The following is a 22,537-nucleotide window of genomic DNA, read 5'->3' on the forward strand; positions in this document are numbered from 1 at the left end:
TACTTCTTAGTATTTGTGAGATGGCAGCAGTATTGGCAACTACTAAAACCTTAATAATTCGCTCAGTCAGCTCTTTAGTTGAAAATAACTTTTATGAAAATTATTGATGTGCTCCCTCAAAAAATGAGCGGTGCAACGAGGTCAAGACAAACAGCTCCTCTTTCAATCAATATAAGGTGTATTAAATGAAAAATATTGATTGGTTAATTATTGATTGGGGAACAACCAACTTCCGTGCATTTGCGATGAACAAAAACGGTGCCCTTGTCACAAAAACAGAGCGCCGACTTGGTTTGCTACAAATAGACAATAAGGAGTTTGCATTAGCATTACAGACAGTGCTTGACGACTGGCTAGATGAGTATAAAAACTTACCCATTTATATGGCTGGCATGGTCGGTTCTGCTCAAGGCTGGGTCAACGTTCCTTATACAGAAGCACCAGTATCAATCAGCCATCTAGCCCAAAAAAGTGTTCAATTCACACTCCCATGGGGAGCTCAGGCAACAATAGTGCCTGGCGTTAGTTATGAATCAACACCAAAACATTACGATGTAATGCGCGGAGAAGAAGTTCAGCTATTTGGCTTACAATCACTAGAAAATAAAGAGAGCTTCGTTGCCGTCTTCCCCGGCACTCATAGTAAACATATGTATATCAATGAAAGCGCACTATCCAGTTTCACCACATTCATGACTGGAGAAATGTTTTCTATCTTATCAAAGCACTCTATTTTAGGCATGGGTCTTCCTGATCAACATGCCTCTATTACAGCCTTTGAAAAGGGCATCAATGAGAGCGGCCAAAAGCCGTTAACCAGCCAATTATTCGCGGCTCGAACCCATCGATTGTTCGGTAATTTAAAAGAGTGTGACGTTTTAGATTACCTCTCTGGCTTATTAATAGGCGAAGAACTAAAAGCATTAACAAGCAATCGCGTTTATTTAGTCGGTGGTGACGCTCTTTGCTGCCGCTATAAAACAGCGTGTGAACTCCTTGGCATTGAAGCCACTATCGCCAATGGCGATGATGCATTTCTGAACGGTATGTTACAAATTAAAAAGGCGCTAAACGATGACAAATAAAGATTTTAAATTAAGCGAACACCTTCCTCTTGTTGCTATTATCCGAGGAATTGAGACAAAAGACGTAGTCCGTGTTACTCAGATCTTAATTGATGAAGGCTTTTCAATGATTGAAGTGCCATTAAATAGCCCTGACGCACTTACCAGCATCAAACTTTTAGTCGATACTTTCGGTAACAATTACTTAATTGGGGCAGGTACTGTCACTACGCCTGCACTAGCAAAAGCTGTTATTGCCACGGGCGCTAATTTGGTTGTTACCCCCAACTACAACGCCGAAGTAATCAAATTATCTGCTGCCGCTGGCTGCGTAACTTTCCCAGGCGTCATCACACCGACAGAAGCCTTTGATGCCCTCGAAGCAGGCGCAACAGGGCTGAAACTATTTCCTGTATCGGTTCTTGGCTTAGATGGATTCAAAGCATTAAAATCTGTTCTTCCTCCAGAAGTCGATTGCTTTCCTGTAGGCGGAATAAACCCAACGGTTGAGAGCATGAAACCTTATACAGATCTAGGCGCAACAGGATTTGGCTTAGGCGCTTCTCTCTATAAACCAGGATTGACCGACGATGAAATCCGAGCAAATGCAAAAGCATTCGCTGCCACATACACAAGCTTAAAAAAGTAAATAACGCAGCAAAAGCAAGTCTATTAAGCTCAAAATAATGCTTAAGACATATAAAATCACAGCTAATGGTAAATAAAATCGAGTAATGATCATGAAAAATTTTGCACAATTCTCAACAATAAAAACAGGTGAAGCAAAGTTAACACAAGGCTTTTGGGCAAGCCGTGTTGAAAACTATATGGATATTATCCATAACCTTGAATCCGCATTACTAAATGAAGAAAATGCAGCTCGCTTGCTCAACTTCGGTATTGCCGCAGGTGAAATTGAAGGCGAGTTCTACATGAACTTCTGGTCAGACGGTGACTGTTACAAGTTTCTCGAAGGCTGTCTAAATCAATACGCCACAACAAAAGATGCTGAAATTTTAGAGCTGGTTAACAAATACATCCCATGGATTGAAGCGTCACAAGAGGAAGATGGATATTTAGGAACTCAAACTCTTTTAACAGACCGTGAGCGCTGGGTTGATATAGAAACTCATGAGCTATACAACATGGGACATTTGCACACATTAGGTTGCGTACACTTTGAAGCCACTGGCGATGATCGCCTGCTTAAAGTTGCACTTCGCAATGCAGATTACCTGTGGAACCTGTTCTCTGATGAGCCCTATGAACTTGCCAACTTTGGATTCAATCCTAGCCAAATCATGGGATTAATCGATTTATACCGAATCAGTAAAGAAGAAAAATATTTAGAATTAGCCAATCTTTTTGTCTCTATGCGCGGTCGCAAGTTAGAAGCAAACAGTGACACTCATTCAGGTAAAGATTGCTCACAAAACCGAGTCCCACTTCGAGAAGAAACTCAAGCGGTTGGACACGCGGTAACAGGCGCGTATTTGTACGCTGGTGCAACAGACGTATACTCTCACACAGGTGAAGAGGCTCTATTAAATGCATCCACTCGAATTTGGAAAGATTTAATAAAACGCCGCATCTACATTACTGGCGCTATTGGCCCACAATATGTTGGCATATCTGATCGAGGCGATCGGGTTTTTGAATCGTTTGCGTCAGAATACAATTTACCGCATCGTGTCGCTTATAATGAAACATGTGCCAATATTGCCGGCGCGATGTGGGCTAAACGCATGCTGCAAGTAACCAATGAAGCTGAATATGGCGACTGGTTTGAAACAATCATGTTTAACTCTGGCATTTCAGGCTCAAGCCTAGATATGAAGAGTTACTTCTATTCAAATCCAGCAGCACACAGAAAATGCAATCACATTGAACCAACATTTGAGCAATTCTCCCATGTGCCAAATAAACGCTTCTTTACTTTTGATTGCTGGTGTTGCCCACCGCAATTACTAAGAACGTATACTGGGATGCCTAAGTTCATCTATTCGAAAAATGACAAGGGTATCGCGATCAACTTATTTGCGGGTTGTGATATTAAAACAACACTGGCTAACGGCAGTGCTGCAGAAGTCAGTATGGTAACGAATTACCCTTGGAGCGACTCAGTCGTTATTAACATTGACGACGCTCCTCAAGAGGGAATGGAACTTACTTTCCGCATACCTGCTTGGTGCAGTGAAGCCACATTAAATGGGCAAGCTATCGCCGCTGGAATGCACACCAAACTGGTTACTAAAGGTGAAACGCTGTCCATTATTCTGCCTATGAAAGTAGAGCTTTATGGTGCTAACCCACTATTAGAACAAAGTAATGGCATGGTTGCGGTAAAACGCGGTCCTATTGTGTATTGTCTAGAAGGTACAGATATCAGCGATGAATACACCATTGATGATCTTACAATGCCTATCAATGCAAAATTCACCGAAACAACCATCGATGATCTTCCTTACCAGATGGTCGGTCTTGAAACCACGATGAAGGTTCGACCTTCAGAAGACACACTTTATTATAAAGTTAAAGATGATCTGGATAATGAAGTAAAAGTAAGAATGATACCGTATTTTTCATGGGCAAACCGTGAAGAACAAGATATGAGTATTTGGTTCCCTCGTACATAAAGAAGCAATGACTGAGGAGGCGACTCTCGCCTCCTCAGTCATTTTTACTGAATAGAATTTCTGATTTTGAGCTATACGGCTTTAGCCAATAATTCGCTATTAGTCAGTATTAAACACGACTAAAAAATCGAAAAATCATTTCCCTACTATATTAATATTAAAGTCCCAATGAGTCGGCTTAAGATTGGTTGCGATTGCACAGGTTTTATTTTCCACCGCGCCCTCTACTGAATCATAAATCCCAGAACAAGGCTCAAGAGCAAAGTTATGATGTTCACCACAAGCACCTTGATTCTTCCAAATACCCAAGTAAGGACTAACCTTTTCATCTACAGATAACAAAACCTTATAAGCTCTGTTTTCAAATCCAAATACATCTTCTGTATTTAGCATTTCTTCGAAATAAAACTTTTCACATGACGCTTCGTTGCAACGCTCAAAGATACTTAAATCAAGATGACCATTCGACGCTTTTTCTGTTTCTGGATAGCTATGAACCTCTCCATAACGACCTAAAAAACCACCTTCAGGACACACATTGATAACACGATCCATTCTATTCGGAATGATTAAGCGCGTATCTTCATCGTAGTTAAAAAGCGCGTGTGGCGTCCATAGAAAAGGTAGTGAAGGCGTTTGCTCACTAAGCGTTAAAACATAATGACAATTTACCCCATTGGCTTGTAAATTTATCGTTTTCACCAAAGTGTAGCCAAGCTCATTGCTGCTCACTGTGAACTCTAGTGTCGATTCATCTATCTGGCTGTATTCCCATGGCATTGCCCACACTTCACCATGATCAGGAACAGCAAGAGTTCGCACACTTTTACCGTCTTTGATCGTTAATGTACAAGGATCAATGCTTGGGAAACATTCATCAAATCCACTAGAATCATAGTTAGAGAATAAATCACCGTAATTAGGTGTGATTAATTTTTCCAGAGGGGATTGATATAATAATTCATGTTGCTGATTATTACTTTTGAGGAGTAATGACGCCAATTTAGCACCATAACTTGGCAGCCATTCCAGACGTAAATTATCATTTTCCAATACAATTGAATCAATACCTTTGAATGTTCCAGTATAAAATATCGTTTTCATTTTCTATCCACCAAAGAAAAAGGAAGCAAATGCTTCCTTTTTTAAAATCTGCTCTGAGCTGCTTTTATAGCGCTTGTGAAATGCGCGTCAATGCAAAATAATCGTCTAGTGCATATCGCGAACAATCACAGCCAATACCTGATTGCTTAATTCCTACATGCGGCAAATTAATAGCATACTTAATACCATTAATCTGAACCTCACCAAACTCTAAAAACTCAGCAAAGAAATTCGCTTTAGTTTGATTCTCAGTAAATACATAAGACGCTAGGCCAGTGTCAGTATCGTTTGCTAACCCCAGGACTTCTTCATCATCGTTAAAATCAATAATAGAGATTACAGGACCAAATATCTCTTCTTGGTAGATCAACATGTCAGGAGTCACACCCGTTAATACGGTTGGTGGATAGAATGAGCCCACTTCTGAAGCATCAAATTCACCACCTGTCAGTATTTTAGCACCCTGCTCTACTGATGCCGTTACAAGCTGATGAATACGCTGACGAGATCCTTTATCAATGACCGGCCCCATCGTAATCGATTCATCACTCCCAAAACCCAATTTCATTGTTTTCGTTAGTGCCAAAACTTTATCGATAAAAGCGTCTTTAACTTTACTATGAACAAATACACGGTTCGGCGCCACGCAGATTTGACCACTATTACCATACTTTAATGCGACCAGAATCTCAGCGGCCTTGTCCAGATCCGCATCATCCAACACGATATAAGGAGTATTACCTCCTAGTTCCATTGAATAGCGCTTAATCGTTGTCGCACCAGCCTGCATTATTTTTACACCGGTATTGATCGAACCAATCAAAGTTAACATTGAAGGAATTGAAGAGCCCGACAAGTAATTGCCAACTTCTGCATCATCGCCTGCAATGATGTTAACAACACCTTTAGGAAGGCCAATTTTGTGGCAAATTGCACCAACAAGATAAGCCGATAAAGGCGCCTTTAGTGAAGGCTTAAGAATAATTGGACAACCGGATGCTAGCGCAGGTCCCAATTTATAACCTAGATTAAGTAATGGAAAGTTCCATGATAAATAAGCAACAACAACCCCTACAGGCTTGTGTGTCAAAGTATGACGATGAGTCTTTTCTACATCGTTTAACGTTGGCACAGTATAGCGCTTTATCTCTTCAGCGTAGAACTCAAGACTATCAATAAGTAATTGATAATCTTCTTGTGTTGCTTGCCAAGGTTTTCCGGTTTCAAGCTGAATGGCCTTGCGTAACTCCTCTTCATGAAGCGCAAGTTCGTCACGCAGCATGAGCATCCATTTTGTACGCGTTTCAACCGATGACATACCCCATGATTTTTTAGCACTTTGAGCCGACTCCAGTGCAAGCTGAGCAATGTCTTTATTTGCGACTGAAATCGTGTCAACTAAGGCTTCAGTTGCAGGATTATTAACCTTAAATTTTTCTGATGACGTTACTAATTCGCCATCAATGTACATTTGTGTTGCATTCATTTTAGATCCTTTTACTACCTGGATAATACATATTTAATAAAAAGCATATTTACATGCAAAACATGAACTTTTAAAAATCATCCCCATTACCTATTAAAAATAAAGGGGGCACCTAACCCTCAGAAAACACAATTTCCGTAGTGACTTCTAGCGTATTTCTTTGACAAAAGAGCCAACTCTCGGAAGAAGCTGGCTCTTTTTAAGTCTCTAAGCAATATTCGCTTACTTACATGATCAGCTTGTTAAATGGCGCTCGATTTCTTCAATCGATTTATTCTTAGTTTCTGGCAATATAAATATAACCAATATCACCCCTAAGAAACTGCATACCCCATAAATCAAAAAGGTATCGGCTGCACCAAATGTACTTAACTGCCAAGGAAAGAATTTCTGTACAAAGAATGCCGTCAAACTCGCAATCAAACCGAACGTAGGAATGGCAACAGAACGAATAACATTCGGCGTAATCTCAGATAAGACAACCCACATCATAGGCCCTATTGAGAAGAAGAATGCCGCTTTAAAGATAAAAATAGCCGCGACAATCAACGTAGAATTCAACGTAATGAATGCATTAATAATGGCACCCTCATGTAACGTGACATCTTTTTCATCATACTTACTATGAATAAATTCTTTAAAAGATTTATCAGTAGTGAAATGCTTGCCGATATCATTTTTTAGAGGCGTTACATCAATGACGTTTTCTATTTTTGTCATTCCAGCTTCTGTAATATCGTACTTCGCGTGATCGAACCCGTACCATATGCTTAGATGACTCAAACAAATAGCCAAAAGCCCAACCACTAGAATCAATTTTCGGCCATGCTTATCAACTAAAGACATCGCGATTAATGAAAATACGATACTAATAAAGCCAAGTAACGTTGTTTGAAAAAATGCACTGTCTTGTCCCAGACCTACCTGTTCAAAGATCATTGGAGAGTAATAAGAGATTGCTCCCATACCACTGAAAGACTGAACCACACCTAAACCGATACCAATAATAAGTATTTTTCTCATGCGTGTTGAAAACATGATTTTCAACTGAGCAGCAACAGAGATATTACTTTCAACGCTCACTAAGTTTTCTTTAATCTCTGCAACAATGAGATCCACATTTTCTGGTGGATTCACTTGAGAAATAACTTGAAGGGCCTCTTGATCACGACCTTTTTTCATTAACCAACGAGGAGACTCTGGAATGAAATACAACAATAAAATCCATATTGTTACTACCGGTATTTCAGTAGCAAACATGGTTCTCCAGATATTTTCTGTACTGAAAAATATTGAATTTTCGTTTAATAACAATATACAAACATAGTTAAATAAATAGGCTAAGAAAAAACCAACACCCATCATAACTTGATTGGAAGCAACATAACGGCCACGCTTATCACTAGGCGCTAGTTCACCAATGTACATCGCGGCGATACTTAGGCAGCAGAAAGCCATTCCGCCTAACATACGAGCAAGCACCAGCATCATATAGCTGGTTGCAAAGGTCGAAAGAACGGCAGATATCATATAAAAGATACCGATGATCACCATCATTTTCTTTCTGCCCAGTCGATCCACCAGACTGCCACTAAAGAGCAATGCGATAATCGCACCAAATGCCGGAGCACTCACCACGGTGCCAACTTGCAAGCTGCTCAAACCAAATTCTGCTTTAATAAATTTTATAGTACCTGACACCAAACCAGCATCAATACCGAATACAAGCCCACTCATCACTATGATGAGCATGAATTTGAACAATTTATTATTGTAATTAATCATATTAAAAGTCTTATTTTAATTTATGATATTTTCAACCTTTCAGGTTGAATCTATATTAACGAACGACTACTGATTCAATATTTTCCGAACATAATACAACCAAAATGGTGAGGTAAATCTCAATTAAGCCATTTACCTGAATGCGACTAGCTGAGTCATCCTAGCTAGCTTCATACACCCTATTTAATCGAATTATTGTTTTACAGCCACTCACCTTCGATTTTCGAGTCAACCAACCAAATAGTGAAGCTTACTGCTTCAATAAGGCCATCAACACTAATCAAAGTTAAACATATGATGTTTATATAATCAACATGTTTACCCTGGATTATCGCCGTTCTTTCCTTTACTACGTCACCAAGCAGTCAAAAGCCTAAGTAGACGAAGCCGGTAGCACCCTACCCCGCCAACAGATGCTCTGCTTTAGCATAAAAAATTAAGAAAGGATTGACGTTCAGATGATGCTGTAGCTCTTCACGCCTCCTTTCTTCATATTACAGAAAAACGTTAATAGCTTAAAAAAGCCCTTACCTGGGCTCTATAGATAGATACGATAGACGGGGATTAACGCAAGCCAATTACGACGTCATTTGATTAATTACATAAGACTAAGACTACTTACTTATTCTATTATTCATTGAATCTAACTAGTAAATAGAAAACGAAATACAAGTATCTCGTTTTCTATTTATAAGCTTCAGGCTGGAGATTGAAATGAAATATAATTAAGTTAATTACAATACGTATTTTGCACTCAAAGAAACTTCATTTTTGCCATAACCCATCGTATAGTCATCAAAAGCATGATTTTGATCTACATCACCATGATTACCACTATATTCAAGCCAAGCCATAGAATTAGATGTGATCGCGTATTTAACACCAACTTTAAAACATCTGATTGGCGTGTATGCTTTAGGAATTTCATTGCCATTACGATGTTGGATGGCATAGCCTGTATACAGCTGATATTGATCAAGATTATAAGAGCCGACTAAATCATAAGAATTGATATGCAGTTTATTTTTCGTTGCTTGCCCTGTATCTGTTGTAGACCCTAGATATGCAAACGCTAAATAAAGCTTACGATGACTATAATTAGCACCTAAACCATAAGTATCTACTTTGCCATCCGACATGCCCAGTGTTGTTGCCGTTGTAGGAATTACGGCACCTGTTTGTTTATTAACCGTACTACCAAAATTCTGACGAGCGTAAGCGGCACGAAGATTCAAACCTATTCTTGTATGGTATACTAGAGCACCAGTATAGGCATTATCTAGCACGGTGCCTTTTTGAATGCCACCAATGTTAACACCGTCCTTATTTCGGAATTGAACGCTTGTTTCAAGATCAAAGCGACCAACTTTTGTCGCGTAATCTATTTGACTAGATTGATTACTATGGCCCAAGATATTAAGTTGTGCTTCTTTTGGCCATTGATCAAAGAGATCTGTGGGTCTAACAATAGCGGTATAAATAGGATTATATAATTGGCCAACTGTAACGACTCCATTGTCGCCAAAATCAGCTCCTAAGTATATTCGTAGAGGATAAAACCTAGAGCCATCGCTAGTTTGAGACGCCACATTCCAATTGGAATCAGAAAACACGCTGACTTTATCATTAACGCGAGTTTCACCGAATATTCCAAAATGACTGTACATACTCAAATTTCCGGTTGAGTTAATACCATCAACTTTTTTATACGTCGACTGACCTCCGTGATATAAAACAGATTGTAGATAACCATGGATATCTAAACTAGTACCATCTGCTTTATATATTTCAGATGCATTTGCTGTAGACAGCATAACGCTCATCGCGGGGACCGCAAGTGCTAAAAATATCTTTTTCATTGAAACTATCCTACCGATTGAATTTATTTTTATAGGTTAGATTGAGCTAAATGGATCAGGCTGATCCATTTAACCCTAACTTCAGATGTAATTATATTAATGGGTATTACTTTTTCTTTTTGAGGGTGTCCTTCATACCTTCTTTATTAAACATTTCTTGAGCTCTAAGCATATTAGTTCCTTGAATAAACGAATATGCACCTAAATTATTTTCTGATGTTTTTGTCTCAGTATCGGCAACGATCCCTAAAGACGATTTCCAATTAGACAATCTAGTAAGGTATTTATTTCTTACTGCTTCGTAATTGGGATCATTGAAAAGGTTATTCATTTCATTAGGATCATTTTTTAAATCGTACAACTCACCATAGACTTCTTCTGAGCAAAAGAAATCACTCATTTTCAGACCATGATCCATGAATAAATAATCTTCTAATTTATTACCTTCAGGATAGCTAGACAGCTTCCATTCTTTATCTCTAGTAGCAAAAGCAGGTTCATTTTGCAATGATCCACAAAAATACTGTGCGTATATTGCTTCTTTATGATTCTCTTCCGTCCCTTCAATATAAGGCAAAAGACTTTTACCCTGAACATTAGTAGGGATAGCAATATTTAAACAATCTAATATCGTTGGCATAACATCAACAGATTCGACAAAGCTACTTAACTTTTTACCCGCGTGTTTTTGTTGTGGGAATTTAATAAGAAGCGGTGTTTTAAGGACCTCTTCATACATGTGACCCCATTTTTCAACAAAACCATGCTCTCCCATCATGGTGCCATGATCAGAGGTAAAGATAATCAGGCTATCATCGTATAACCCCTTTTCCTTAAGATGCGCAATGACACGCCCTATTCTATCGTCAACATGTGTGACTAAACCGTAATATGAGGATTTTGACTTTCTATAATCTGATTCAGTAAGTTTGTCAAAACCTCTGGATTTATAGAAATATCGCTGCAAAACAGGCTTATCATCTAATGAATGCATGAAGCTATCTGGTATATCCATAGCTTCTGGATCATACATTGACGCATAAGGCTCAGATGGGAAATAGGGAGTATGAGGGTCCATAATGGAAAGTCGAGCAAAAACAGGACCACCGTCAGGATCAATACTATCAACATCGGCCAGATAATTATTAACCACAACAGTATCTAAAGTGTCATCTTTATTTGAAGGTCTTTTACCATGAATGATCAATGATATATCACCATCATTTTTCTTATATTCTGTTGCCGCTCTAACACCCTTGTCTGAAACGCCAAAACAACTAACATATTTTTCTGGAATAGATAAATCACCTAAACCATTATCTGAGTGATCAATGCCAAATTTATTTGGCTCAACATTAGTGTGCCATTTCCCATGGTTAAATGTTCTATATGAATGATCTTTAAGAATACTGTAAAAAGACACTTCATCTTCAAACGGCTTTAATAAGTTGTCTAACGCACCATGACTAGGTGCGTATCTCCCCGTCGCGAGACTGACTCGCGAAGGGATACACATCGGTGTATTACAGTATGAATTAGTAAATGTCACTGAGTCTTCAGACAAGCTATCCATATGGGGAGTTTTTACCACAGGATTACCAGCATAGCCTAATGCATCCGCTCTCAATTCATCACAGATAATCATAAAAATATTCATATAATTCTCTCAATTATTAGTATTAATTATTACTTAACTAAAAGTTCTTCAATTTTTTCAATTGATTTGCCTTTGGTTTCTGGCAATAAGAAAATCAAACACAATAATCCGACGAGACTACAAGCACCAAATATAAAGAAGGTCATTGATGATCCAAGGTTAGCCAACTCCCAAGGGAATAATTTTTGGACAAAGAAACCAACCGTACTGTGAAGTAAAGAGAAAGTGGTGATTGTAAGGGTCCGCGTCTCATTAGGCATGATCTCAGAATAGACCACCCACATTAGAGGCCCTATCGATAGGAAGAAAGCACCTTTAACAGCGAATATCGAAATAAGAACAGCCCAAATATTTACATTCGCAAACGCCCTCATAAATACATTTTCGTGTAAGTCGATATCTCGTTTGGAGTATTTGGAAATCAACATGTTTTTAAATTTAACATCTGATTTATACACATGTCCGACTTCTTCCAATAAAGGTGCCGTATCAACGACGTGAGAAATCGAAGCTAAACTTTTAGCAGTCACTTCATATGTTGCATTTTTAAATGAATATGAAATAACAGCATGCGACAAGACAACAATGGTTAAACCAAAGATCAAAATAGGTCTGCGTCCAACTTTCTCAACTAACATGGCTGAAACGACCGCACAGAACACACAAAACAAACCAACTATTGCTGTTTGTAAAAATGCATTATTTTGACTTAAGCCTGTCTGTTCGAAAATGGTAGGTGTGTAATAAGAAATAGCCCCCATACCAACCAAAGGTTGAGCGATGGCGAGAATAGTACCAATGATTAATACTGTTCTCATTCTTGGAGTGAATAGCAGTTTAAACTGTTGTCCATAAGGAAGGTTACAGTCATTTTTTCTCACATTCTCCCTAATTTCATCTGCCACTATTAACATTTCTTCTTTTTCGTTAACTAATGAAAGAACGTCACAACACTCTTTATCGTAACCTTTAATCATTAACCAGCGAGGTGATTCTGGAAGTTTTGTTAACAAGAAAATCCAAACTGCAACAACTGGAATTTGTACGGAGAACATATAACGCCAAATATTATTTTCATTAATAGATGGGTAATGAGATAACGCATATGACACTAAGAAGTAGTTAAACGCAGCCACAATGAAAAAGCCTAAACCCATTGCTACTTGGTTTATTGTCACTGATCGTCCACGTATATTTGCAGGCGTAATTTCTCCTAAATACATGGTCGTAATCGTGATCGAACAAAAACCTAAACCACCGATCAATCTTGCGATTATAAGAATTTCATAGTTAGGAGCAAAAGTAGTACCTATTGCAGAAATCAAATATAGGAAACCAACAATTATCATGGCTTTCTTTCGACCAATTGCATGAGCCACTTTCCCACTGAAAAGCAATGCAATAATCGCACCTAGTGCTGGCGCACTAACTACAGTACCTATTTGAAGACTATCTAATTCAAACTGCGCCTTTATAAACTTCACTGTCCCCGATATTACGCCGGCATCGATACCGAAAACCAAGCCCCCGAGAACTAAAATTAATACATACTTTAATGCATTTGATTCTTTTGTAGTCATATCATCCATCTTATTTTTATAATTTATTATATTTCAAACCGATTAAGGGTTGTGCTCGATTCGATTAAATATTTTATTAACTTTACTTTTAATTAATAACAGCCATCATTAACAATAAAACAACAACTGTTATTAACTTAAAATTATTCACATATCACCAAAGGCCATAATGATTAAATATTCCTATATGGGTATCAATATGTTTTTTAAACAAAAGATCTTTTAATTTTTTACATATTTCCTTATGATTTTCATCTCCAATATCTGCTAGATTGATAAGCTCTTTAGGATCAGAATCATGATCATAAAGCTCTTCCTCATGCGTATCTAAGTAATAAGAATATCGATATTTTTCATCGTATATTGCAATGTTTCGATTGGCTTCTCGAGCGGTATAACAAGTCACCATAGGCGTATTGTTTTCTGCGTTTTCGCCGAAAATGTTGATACCTTGAACATGAGTTTCTACTTCTTCACCAATAAAATTGAAAATAGTAGGCAAAACATCTGCATTACTCATAGGAGTTTGACATGTTTTGGGTAAGGCTTTCATATTAGCGGAAGGCTTAACTATAAAAGGTAAATGCAAGAGATTATTAAAAGCCATATCGTATTTACATATCATATCCAAATCACCCATAAAATCACCGTGGTCTGATGTAAATATAATAAGAGTATCGTCGTAAATATTAAGCTCTTTTAATTTATCAACAATTTGCCCAATGGAGTTGTCAATTAATTTTATAGAGGCTGCTGTATGTCGATAAGCATTTGCAAGATCTACAGGATCTGCATTGAAATTTTCAATGGCCTGCATTACTGCTTTCGGCTTTTTACCTTGAATATCAGACTTTTTGGTAAAATCAGGCAGAGGAATATCTGAGAACTCGTCTGCAATTTCTTTTGGCGGTGTAAATGGGTGATGCGGATCAGGATAGCCGACAAATATAAAGTTAGGCTCATCACTGTCTTTGGCTTGCTTTCCTTCTAGGAATTCACAAACCTCATCTGCCAACCACATTGTGTTATGCAGCTTGGCAGGTAATTCAGACACATAAATATCATCGGCTATAGAACCTTCCTTAGTATTGATATCTTCGCCTGGAGTGACTTTCTTAACCCACTCAGGGTGGTTCTCATTTAACCAACGCCCATAATGACCACGATTATAGCCACAAGGCTGCTCACCATGACCTAGAATTATTTTTTTCGTTTTGAAACCATAATACGGTTTTTTATCATCTAGAATATTTTCTTGTTCCCAAGCACTATAAGATTCATAAAAATCATAAGATGGGTCAGCAAGGTGTGGCTCTAAGTGAATTTTACCAAACAGCGCTGTGTCATAACCTTTACCGCTTAACATATCGGCAATAGTTGGAATTCTATCTTTTACATTGACACCAAATAATCTCTGGCTAATTTGATTGTTTTTATCTTCACAACCATTATCTCTACGCCACAAAGGAATGCCATTTGATGATACGCCATGCCCTGGAACATAAAGCCCTGTCATCAAACTCGCTCGAGATGGCATACAAGCAGGGTTCGTAGATATATGACGAGTAAAGTTACACCCTTCTGCCGCTAGAGCATCAATATTTGTCGTTCTAGCATACTGACTGCCATTACAACCCAAACTATCAAATCTTTGTTGGTCTGTATGGAAAATGATAATGTTTTGCTTCATAAATACATCCTAATTACTTGATATTAGTACTGAAAAGTAAAAACATACTTTATCCAGTAGAGCTAATGCCAGCATCTCGTTCGCTACATTTCAGCTGACTGCCAACTACTATTGAACAAGCCAAACTCTTATTCGAAGAAACAAACTTTTACTCGAAAAAGACAAAACGTAACAATTCATATCAAAATTTAAACATATGATGTTTATATTATCAATATGTTTAACTCAAAAACACACCAATCACTTGATATGCTTTATCCAAATAATCAATTGATTTTATATTCGTCAATAATTGATCTATTTACGTCAATGCCAATACCTGGTTTGGTAGGAATCTGGACCTTACCATTCACCATACTAATGCCATCAAAGATCAAATCCTTACGAAATGGGTGGGAAGACTGATCAAACTCCAACATTGGATGCGTTGGATTCAAGGAGAGAGGCGAAGAAGGGATAGAGGCGATAAACTGTAAAGATGCGGCAATACCGATTCCTGACCCCCACACATGCGGAATCATCATCGTTTGATTCGATTGGGCCATAGCTGCAATTTTCTTACACTCTGTAATACCGCCAGATGAACACAAATCAGGCTGAATAATATCTAAAGCACGAGCCTCCAGCCAAGGTTGAAAACCCATTTTTCCAAATACCTGCTCACCTGCGGCAATATACGCTCCCGAAAGATTTTTAATTTGCTGGTAACCCTTAATATCTTCAGGTGGCAATAGCTCTTCAAGAAAATAAAGATTCAAATCTTCCGTAGCCTTGATAAGACGACGAGCCTGAGCCGCATTATAGGCACCATTTGCGTCAGCCATAATTTTTACTTTATCGCCAACTGCATTTCTAATTGCTTTAATAATCGCAACGTCTTCTTCGATGCCAAAACCAATCTTAAGCTTGAACGCTTCAAAACCCGCATTGACATAGCGATGCGCTTCTTTAACAGAATCTTCAGGATAGATACCGCTTTCTGTGCGGTAAAAACCAGTAGCGTAAGGCGTTACTTCAGTACGAAAAGCACCACCAATTAAAGAGTGAATAGGCTTATTAAGCGCCCTCCCCATCACATCCCAAAGAGCAATATCAACACCACTAATAGCATTAACCGCTGAGCCGCCCTGACCATAAGGGCGCGTCGTGTTATACATTTCTTCCCATAGCACCTCTACATCGAATGGACTACGACCAAGCAGAATAGGTTTAAATACCTGCTCAATAAAAGCCGCAGCGATGTGTGGTGGCTGTAAACCGTGACAAAGAGACTCACCCCAACCTGTGACACCTTCATCGGTGATAATTTCAACAATAAGCGAACTTCGCTGTTTTACCCAGCCTTGAGAAAAATAAAAAGGTTCATCTAAGGGAACCGAAATGGCATGGGGGATCACATCAATAATTTTCATAAAATCTAACCTTGACCAAGGAACTGGCTAAAAAAAACTCAAGACTTTGTATCGAGATACAATACAAAAGTAGCGGTATATTTACACAAATTTAACATCATATGTTTATAACATATGATGTTTGAGCGTGGCAATTCATATGTCTAAAATACAGCTGAATTAAACGGTTTGAGAGTTATTTGTAAGCAGAGACTTAGCGGAAAGGTGGCAACAACCTAATTTTATATAAACGAGAATCCATACTAAAAAGGCTATGCACAAGAAAAGAAAATGTGGCTGAGAAAAATTCTAATAAGCTCAACCCTAGAAAAATTCACCTAGAAAGAAACCATAATCATGCAAGCAGGCATCTCATGAGAAATGCAGCTGCCAAGCATGACCTTAAGCATAAAAACTTACAAGCTATTCGCAGTGAAACGAAAGGCGCCTTAAGTGACTTTTTCTGATAATCGATGCCTTGCATCACTTAATAATTCTTGGGTAAGGCTTTCAGCCAAATCCCCATCGCGTGAAGCAATGGCATTATAGACAGCTCGATGAAACGGGATAGAGTCTGCATTATTTCTAGGATCTCTATTGGTAATACGAATACTAACCAATAAAGCAGAATAAATAACACCTTCCATCGCCTTTAAAAACTCATTGCGAGCAGCAAGCAAGACAGTGCGATGAAACAAAGCATCAGCAACAATATAGTCTTCTACCGACCCATTTTCATTCTCCATACGAAAACAAGCTTTATCGATTTCAACGATATCTTCTTCTGTCGCACGTTCAGCCGCCCAACGAGCCGCCTTAGGCTCAAATGCCAAGCGAATATCCATCAATTGACGAAGAAAATCTTTATTTGGTGGCGCAGACAGATGCCATGCCAATACATCATCATCCCAGATTACCCAATGATTTCGTGATCGCACTTTCGTGCCTATACCACGACGAACATCCAACAACCCTTTGCTGACCAAGATTTTAACCGCGTCTCGAATGACAACCTTACTCACCTGGTAACGTTTTGTTAGCGCTGTCTCATCATCAATCAAACTACCAGATTCATAAGTACCAGCAACAATACGGCGACCTAACTCTCGAGCCACCTGAGTAGATAAACTCGGGGCCATGCCTGCTGCTTGTTTTAAATCGTAATATATTAATTCGCTCATAATTCACATTCAAACATATGATGTTTACACCGTCAATAAATAACTTATTTTACCATTAAACGCCATGGATTTTTTATGAAAACACAGCTCTAGAGTCAGTATTTAGTCAAAAAATATTAATTTTAAAGGAGATAAAAAGAATTCTTTTAACTCTCATAATAGACTAATTAGGTCATCAGTGCTTACGTGGACCTTTACTCACCAAAACAACAATCATATCATTAGGTAATAAGCTTATTACCAATCTAATCGCAACACTAATACCCTTTCTAACGAAGCAATTTTAATAAACCAACCTACTAATGAGTTTTTTGATGAAAAAAATGACATTCGAACGCATCATCCCCGCATGGAAGTGGCTCAAAACATATTCTTTGGGTGATTTACAAAACGACACAGCAGCCAGCTTAATTTTCACCATCATGGTAATACCACAAAGTCTTGCTTATGCAATGTTAGCCGGCTTACCTGCTATTACTGGCCTATACGCGAGCATCTTGCCTTCAATTTTATATTCTCTTTTTGGTACTAGCCGAACACTGGCTGTTGGACCCGTCGCTCTCACGTCCGTTATGACTGCCTCTGCGATAATGCCTTTTGCAGTCTCGGGCTCTGAGCATTACGCAACAATCGCCATCTTACTGGCACTCATGTCTGGTATGCTTTTATTAGTGTTGAGCTTGTTTCGATTAGGCTTTCTTACCAACCTAATGAGCCACCCCGTTATTTCTGGCTTCATTAGTGCCACCGCTTTAATTGTAATAATAGGACAATTCAAATATTTGTTAGGCATTGAATCAGAAGGAGATACCCTTATCCCTCTAGTCACTAGTCTATATAGTCATTTAAATGAAACAAACTCACCAACACTCATACTTAGCATTATCTCTATTGGATCTTTGCTTCTCATGCGCAGCCATTTTTCATCATTTTTAACCAAAATTGGTTGCTCAAAACATACGGTTAAACTAATAGGCAAATCAGGCCCTGTCTTTGTTGTCGCCTTTGCGACCATCGCTGTCGCTATTTTTTCATTAGATAAAATGGGGGTGAGTATTATAGGCGCAGTGCCTACGACACTCCCTAAAATTCAACTGGGCAACGTCACCCTAGCAATGGTAAAAGAATTAATACCGAGTACTATTTTAATCAGCATTGTTGGTTTTGTTGGCTCAGTCTCTGTCGCACAAACCTATGCCGCTAAACATCGACAAGACATTGATCCTAACCAAGAACTAACAGGCCTAGGACTTGCTAATATAGGCTCTGCCTTAAGTGGCGCATTCCCTGTTACTGGAGGATTTTCGCGGACAGTTCTTAATGCTGAATCTGGCGCGACAAGTCCGATGACGGGCATTATTACCGCGGCGCTTATCTTTCTGACGCTGTTATTTTTAACACCATTATTCTTCTATTTGCCTAAAGCCATTTTAGCGTCGATTATTTCTATTTCTATGATGAAATTAATCAGCGTCCAGGATTTACGTCATCTTTGGCGTTTTTCTAAAAAAGAAGCGATTCTATTATTGATTACTTTTTTTGCTGTGTTAACAGAAGGTATGGAAACTGGCTTAATCGTAGGTGTTTGTTTGTCTTTACTGTTTTTCCTTTGGCATACCAGTCACCCACACATTGCCATTGTTGGTCGTGTTCCGGGGACCGAACACTTTCGTAACGTACAACGCTTTACCGTCGAAACCCATCAAAGCCTGTTGACGATTCGAATCGATGAGAATTTATTTTTTGCCAATGCCCGCATTCTTGAAGAGCGTTTACAGCAAGTGGTGTCTGAAAACAAAGAGGTGAAACACTTAATCTTGATGTGCACCGCGGTCAATATGATTGACGCCAGTGCATTACAAAGCCTAGAGAAGATCTTTACCCGTTTGGCGGATGCCGGCGTGCAGTTGCACTTATCTGAGGTAAAAGGGCCGGTAATGGACAAGCTAAAAGACACTCAGCTACTTAAAGAGTTAAACGGAGAAGTCTTTTTGACTCAGCATCAGGCGATTAAGGCCTTAGAGGGTTGCCAAGTATAGAAAAGGCCTAACAAAAATACCGCTGAGTCATTACCGCCACAAGACTAACTTTGCGTTAGCTTGCAGCAAATAATAATCAGCGGTGTTCATTAAATCAGCGCGTTATACGTCTATTTAATGAATAATCGGCTTATAGATTACCAAGCTTACCATTGGTGTTTTTCCATTCGCTTTTCGAAAAAATTCGTTTCTATATCCCCCACACTCAATCCTTTAGCAACAAGCAGGGGCTAAAGAAAATCACCATAACGCTGACGATTAACCTCTTTGATACGTTGCTCCATAAAATCCAAAAATACTTTCACACGCACAGGGGTAAGGCGCCCTGGGGGTCTAACGGCCCAAATTTTTCTTTGTGGCCACACAGTATAATCCGGCAAAACCTGCACTACCCGACCTTCTCTCAAGGCGGGACCCACATGCCACAACGCCGCCAAGCCAATACCAACGCCGGCTTCGACCAATTCGCCAATGGCATCACCCCAATTAATGCTCACTGGGCCGGATACCGCTACATCATGCAAATCACCTTGGCTGTCTTTAAATTGCCACACATTCGATCGCTCAAAAGGAATGCACGCATGCTGCGCTAAGCTCTCGACACTCTCCGGCTGCCCAGCTCGCGCAATGTACTCAGGTGAAGCGACCAATACCATCGGACTATCATCTATGCTTCGTGCCAACAGACTAGAGGACTCTAGCTGACCGATCCGAAACGCCACATCAAAACCTTGCTCGACAATATCAACGCGCTTATCGCTGAAATCAATGTCTAACTGCAACTTGGGATAAAGGCGTAACAACTCAGGCACAAAAGGCACCACATACAAGCGACCAAACGATGCCGCGACAGCAATTCTTAATGTGCCTTGGACTTTTTCAGCGTCCCCTTTAAAGACATTACGGGTTTCTTCGATGTCATCTAAAATACGTTTTGCGTGCTCAATAAACACCTGACCATCGTGGGTTAAACTCACCGCCCGTGTCGTTCGATGAAACAGCTTAACGCCCAATTCTACCTCCAACGCCTGAATCCGCTGACTGGCATTGGTTGGCGATAAATCAAACTCGACGCCCGCTCGGCCAATGGCGCCTAAGGTGGCGACACGCATAAACAACGCCACACTTTTTAAATCTAAATTCATCACGCCCCCAAGATTTTCAACGTTTTATGTAAATCTATACTATCCCAAAATACGGGATAATTATTGTTGTTTTAGCCCGATGATCTATTAAAAAATTAATAATACGATAGATACCATTGAAACAGCAGGCAGAAACGCACGCTAGGTTTCCCCCTTTATCGTAAATTATCAACGCTAAGCGAACAGGAGCATCAAGATGAAAGCCATTGGATACCAAACACCTTCAAGTATTGATCTAGAAACCTCATTAGTCGATATCACACTAGACAAGCCCAGCGCAACAGGAAAAGACTTGCTCGTTAAAATCCATGCCGTGTCCGTTAACCCAGCAGACACAAAAATACGCGCCATGGTTCCACCACCAGCCGACAGCTGGGGCGTGTTAGGCTTTGACGCTTCTGGTGTTGTAGAAGCGGTTGGGCCTGATGTCAGTCACTTTAGCGTCGGTGAGGAAGTATATTATTCTGGCTCAGTAGCTCGCCCTGGCACCAACAGTGAATTCCACCTTGTGGATGAGCGTATTGTGGGTAACAAACCATCTAGCTTGACTCACCCCGAAGCCGCCGCATTGCCACTGACAACACTCACCGCTTGGGAAGCATTATTTGATCGTTTGGATGTTAACCGCCCAACCGTACAAGGCAGCAAACTTATTCTGATTATTGGTGGCGCAGGTGGTGTTGGTTCGATCGCCATTCAATTACTTCGTGCTATGACGGATATGACGATTATTGCGACTGCATCGCGACCAGAAACTGAAGCCTGGGTCCGTGAACTTGGCGCTCACTATGTGATCAATCATCGTCAACCTCTTGCGCCACAAATAGAAGCATTAGGATTGGGCGCACCAGGATTTGTTTTTTCAACCAATCAAACTCACAAACACTTGCCTGATATTGCTGAATTAATTGCCCCACAAGGACGCTTTAGTGTTACCGATGAACTGGAACCGTTTGAAAGCCGCCCTTTTGTCATGAAAGCCGTTTCCATCCACTTTGAGTTGATGTTCACCCGTGCCTTATTTGAAACAGCTGACATGGATGAGCAAGGCAAACTATTAAACCAAGTCGCTGCCCTAGTAGATGCGGGCAAAATCCGCACTACCTTGACGGAGATCGCAGGCAAAATAAACGCTCAAAACTTACGCAAGGTACACGCTCGAATTGAAACCGGTCAAGCACGAGGTAAGACGGTGTTAGCGGGCTTCTAAGCCCCTTTCTTCAACTCACCTCTCATTATTATTTCTCTTTATGACAGCAAGGAACAAGATCATGGCTATCACTAAAATCATTAAATTCAACGTTAAACCCGATCATTCTGATGCATTTAAAAATGCCTTATTAGACAACAAAAAAGGCACAGAAAGCGAAGCCGGTTGTCTTGAAATGCGCCTTTATGTGGACAATACAAACCCTAATCTATTCTTTGTTTATGAGCGTTGGTTAGACGATGCGGCGTTCGCCTCTCACGCAACGCAAGTTTATACTCAGCGTATGCTGGCACTCTTTGACAGCGCCCTTGCAGAGCCTGCTGAGTTTATTGATTTAAGCGATACGCAACCTGCGCCTATTGCCCTAAAACCGGCCGCTAAAGAGGACCCTTTGTTTAACATTATCTTCATCTTTAAAATCAAAGCCGGTATGCAAGCTCGTTTTGTTGCACAATTTAAAGAACACATCACCCACACGCGCCAAGAAGATGGCAACTTGTTATTTGATTTGTATACCATAGATAACGACGATCAAACCTTGGTAGTGTACGAACATTGGCGTAAAGAGTCCGACGTTTGGGACATTCACTTCCATCAGCCTTACGCCAAAATCACCGGCGCATTAATGGAAGAAGGTGTCATCGGTGACATGGAACAGTATATGAACTTCGTCACTCAAATTGCATAACGACGGCACGGCCGAATAAGCT

16 protein-coding genes are annotated in these 22,537 nt (G+C 39.7%); 6 read left to right on the forward strand and 10 right to left on the reverse strand.

Annotation, left to right across the window (positions count from 1 at the left end):
* Positions 1-185: 185 nt before the first annotated feature.
* The 3 genes from V6259_RS11920 (at position 186) to V6259_RS11930 (ending at position 3,700) form a co-directional block, all read left to right on the forward strand.
* Positions 186-1,085: a 2-dehydro-3-deoxygalactonokinase gene (locus V6259_RS11920; RefSeq protein WP_341584676.1), complete on the forward strand. Its 900-nt coding sequence runs from the start codon at positions 186-188 to the stop codon at positions 1,083-1,085.
* Positions 1,075-1,713 carry a 2-dehydro-3-deoxy-6-phosphogalactonate aldolase gene (locus V6259_RS11925; protein WP_341584677.1) on the forward strand — a complete coding sequence of 213 codons (639 nt, stop codon included), beginning with the start codon at positions 1,075-1,077 and terminating at the stop codon, positions 1,711-1,713. The genes V6259_RS11920 and V6259_RS11925 overlap by 11 nt, the downstream gene beginning before the upstream one ends.
* A gap of 91 nt (positions 1,714-1,804) precedes the next feature.
* Positions 1,805-3,700: a glycoside hydrolase family 127 protein gene (locus V6259_RS11930; protein ID WP_341584678.1), complete on the forward strand. Its 1,896-nt coding sequence runs from the start codon at positions 1,805-1,807 to the stop codon at positions 3,698-3,700.
* 135 nt (positions 3,701-3,835) lie between these two features.
* On the opposite strand, the gene V6259_RS11935 is transcribed toward V6259_RS11930, so the two are convergent.
* The 9 genes from V6259_RS11935 to V6259_RS11975 form a co-directional block, all read right to left on the reverse strand.
* A complete protein-coding gene (locus tag V6259_RS11935; protein WP_341584679.1) occupies positions 3,836-4,804 on the reverse strand; it encodes a hypothetical protein in 969 nt (322 codons plus the stop codon).
* Positions 4,805-4,868: 64 nt separating this feature from the next.
* Complete coding sequence (locus V6259_RS11940) at positions 4,869-6,290, reverse strand: aldehyde dehydrogenase family protein (protein ID WP_341584680.1); 1,422 nt, start codon at positions 6,288-6,290, stop codon at positions 4,869-4,871.
* Positions 6,291-6,524: 234 nt separating this feature from the next.
* Positions 6,525-8,075 carry an MFS transporter gene (locus V6259_RS11945; RefSeq protein ID WP_341584681.1) on the reverse strand — a complete coding sequence of 517 codons (1,551 nt, stop codon included), beginning with the start codon at positions 8,073-8,075 and terminating at the stop codon, positions 6,525-6,527.
* A 734-nt stretch (positions 8,076-8,809) separates the two neighbouring features.
* Complete coding sequence (locus V6259_RS11950) at positions 8,810-9,934, reverse strand: porin (RefSeq protein ID WP_341584682.1); 1,125 nt, start codon at positions 9,932-9,934, stop codon at positions 8,810-8,812.
* Between the two features lie 106 nt (positions 9,935-10,040).
* A complete protein-coding gene (locus V6259_RS11955; protein WP_341584683.1) occupies positions 10,041-11,591 on the reverse strand; it encodes a sulfatase-like hydrolase/transferase in 1,551 nt (516 codons plus the stop codon).
* 29 nt (positions 11,592-11,620) lie between these two features.
* Positions 11,621-13,171, reverse strand: a complete 1,551-nt coding sequence (locus V6259_RS11960) for an MFS transporter (protein WP_341584684.1) — start codon at positions 13,169-13,171, stop codon at positions 11,621-11,623.
* A gap of 154 nt (positions 13,172-13,325) precedes the next feature.
* Positions 13,326-14,861, reverse strand: a complete 1,536-nt coding sequence (locus V6259_RS11965; RefSeq protein ID WP_341584685.1) for a sulfatase family protein — start codon at positions 14,859-14,861, stop codon at positions 13,326-13,328.
* A gap of 266 nt (positions 14,862-15,127) precedes the next feature.
* Positions 15,128-16,273, reverse strand: coding sequence for a mandelate racemase/muconate lactonizing enzyme family protein (locus V6259_RS11970; RefSeq protein ID WP_341584686.1), 1,146 nt, complete (start codon positions 16,271-16,273; stop codon positions 15,128-15,130).
* A gap of 428 nt (positions 16,274-16,701) precedes the next feature.
* Entirely contained in the window at positions 16,702-17,433 is a 732-nt protein-coding gene (locus V6259_RS11975; RefSeq protein ID WP_341584687.1) for a FadR/GntR family transcriptional regulator, read from the reverse strand.
* Between the two features lie 314 nt (positions 17,434-17,747).
* Here V6259_RS11975 and V6259_RS11980 point away from each other — a divergent pair, with 314 nt between their 5' ends.
* Positions 17,748-19,472 carry a SulP family inorganic anion transporter gene (locus V6259_RS11980; RefSeq protein WP_341584688.1) on the forward strand — a complete coding sequence of 575 codons (1,725 nt, stop codon included), beginning with the start codon at positions 17,748-17,750 and terminating at the stop codon, positions 19,470-19,472.
* A 230-nt stretch (positions 19,473-19,702) separates the two neighbouring features.
* Here V6259_RS11980 and V6259_RS11985 read toward each other — a convergent pair whose 3' ends face one another.
* On the reverse strand, positions 19,703-20,617 hold the full coding sequence (locus tag V6259_RS11985) for a LysR family transcriptional regulator (protein ID WP_341584689.1): 915 nt from the start codon (positions 20,615-20,617) through the stop codon (positions 19,703-19,705).
* A 196-nt stretch (positions 20,618-20,813) separates the two neighbouring features.
* Between V6259_RS11985 and V6259_RS11990 the strand changes: the two genes are divergently transcribed.
* Positions 20,814-21,827: a zinc-binding alcohol dehydrogenase family protein gene (locus V6259_RS11990; protein ID WP_341584690.1), complete on the forward strand. Its 1,014-nt coding sequence runs from the start codon at positions 20,814-20,816 to the stop codon at positions 21,825-21,827.
* Between the two features lie 61 nt (positions 21,828-21,888).
* The gene (locus V6259_RS11995; protein ID WP_341584691.1) at positions 21,889-22,515 is read left to right on the forward strand and encodes a putative quinol monooxygenase; all 627 of its coding nucleotides are present in this window, start codon (positions 21,889-21,891) and stop codon (positions 22,513-22,515) included.
* The last annotated feature ends 22 nt before the right edge of the window (positions 22,516-22,537 follow it).

Source organism: Marinomonas sp. TI.3.20 (assembly GCF_038155025.1).
In the GTDB taxonomy this organism is placed as follows: domain Bacteria; phylum Pseudomonadota; class Gammaproteobacteria; order Pseudomonadales; family Marinomonadaceae; genus Marinomonas; species Marinomonas flavescens.